Origin of the sequence: Veillonella intestinalis (assembly GCF_943193155.1) — a bacterium.
Lineage (GTDB): Bacteria > Bacillota > Negativicutes > Veillonellales > Veillonellaceae > Veillonella_A > Veillonella_A intestinalis.
In genome coordinates this window covers 1-1,085 of record NZ_CALPDB010000013.1, presented here as the reverse complement: position 1 = coordinate 1,085, position 1,085 = coordinate 1, and the positions used below count along the sequence as shown (strand labels likewise).

The 1,085-nt window shown below is 48.4% G+C and carries 2 rRNA genes; both read right to left on the bottom strand.

What is annotated here, in order from left to right:
- Positions 1-686 (bottom strand): 23S ribosomal RNA (locus NFR44_RS09425); the annotation flags it as partial.
- Between the two features lie 304 nt (positions 687-990).
- Positions 991-1,085 (bottom strand): 16S ribosomal RNA (locus tag NFR44_RS09420); the annotation flags it as partial.

Below are 1,085 nucleotides of genomic sequence, written 5' to 3'. Positions count from 1 at the left end.
TCGCCCTATTCAGACTCGCTTTCGCTTCGGCTCCATGTTTTCCACTTAACCTCGCTAGTAACAGTAACTCGCCGGTTCATTCTTCAATAGGCACGCCGTCGCGCTGCAATTATACGCGCTTCGACTGTTTGTAGACATACGGTTTCAGGTTCTCTTTCACTCCCCTCCCGGGGTGCTTTTCACCTTTCCCTCACGGTACTATGCGCTATCGGTCCATACTGGTATTTTGCCTTGGAGGGTGGTCCCCCCTGCTTCCCACAAGGTTTCACGTGTCTCGTGGTACTCTGGATACTGTCCCATGCATGCAGGATTTCGATTACAGGGCTTTCACCTTCTACGGCTGTGCGTTCCAACACAATTCTTCTATCCCATTTACACTTGATGACAGTCCTCAACCCCGGTTCGGTTTCCCGATCCGGTTTGGGCTCTTCCCCGTTCGCTCGCCGCTACTAGGAGAATCTCGTTTGATTACTCTTCCTCTGGGTACTTAGATGTTTCAGTTCCCCAGGTGCCCTCCTCATACTCTATGGTATGGGTGACGGAACATAACTTCCGCCGGGTTCCCCCATTCGGAGATCTACGGGTCAATGGTTGCTTGCACCTCTCCGTAGCTTTTCGCAGCTTACCGCGTCCTTCATCGGCCAGTATAGCCAAGGCATCCACCGTACGCCCTTAAAATCTTTACTTTAGATTTTTAAGACTTTCGTCTCGCCTGTAGCTTAACCTACTTCTATAAATCAGAGAATTATTTCCTAATGTGCTTGGTCAACCCTTGGATGACTCCAAGAGGCTTACCTTACATATTATCTATCTTCTATGCAGTTTTCAAAGAACAATGCTCATATATACATAATCTGCTATATAAGCTGAGAGTCTTTGCAGATCTCTCAAAACCGAACAATGTAAAGCTGACAACGTTAGTACTAACATTGCGCCAAAGTGTCGACCTAAGTGACACCGAAAGTCTTGCTTTCGTGTATGTCTCCCTAGAAAGGAGGTGATCCAGCCGCACCTTCCGATACGGCTACCTTGTTACGACTTCACCCCAATCATCGACTTTACCTTAGACGGCTGGCTCCCGAAGG